This is a genomic window from Snodgrassella sp. W8135 (assembly GCF_016101225.1).
In the GTDB taxonomy this organism is placed as follows: Bacteria; Pseudomonadota; Gammaproteobacteria; order Burkholderiales; family Neisseriaceae; genus Snodgrassella; species Snodgrassella alvi.
Genome location: NZ_JACFQX010000018.1, coordinates 1 through 203, shown reverse-complemented (window position 1 = coordinate 203; position 203 = coordinate 1). Strand labels below are relative to the sequence as shown.

General features: G+C 44.3%; 1 protein-coding gene. It reads right to left on the bottom strand.

Features of this window, described 5'->3' with window-relative positions; translation table 11 throughout:
• Window positions 1–203 (bottom strand): hypothetical protein (locus H3T75_RS10825; RefSeq protein ID WP_370570092.1); only part of this gene is annotated, 203 nt, incomplete at both ends.

The following is a 203-nucleotide window of genomic DNA, read 5'->3' as shown; positions in this document are numbered from 1 at the left end:
TTACATCTTTCAGGTTATCAGCAATGATTGTGGATATACTACCCTGCTGAATGTCTGCCATGCTGCTCATGCTGGTTGATAAACTATTCAGACCGGTTGAAGCTGAGCTGGACAGAGCAAAGAACTGACCTCCGTTAATTGCATCAGTTGAATCTGCTGATACATTACCGGCAGCTACATGGGTAATTCTTTGTGCACTTCCG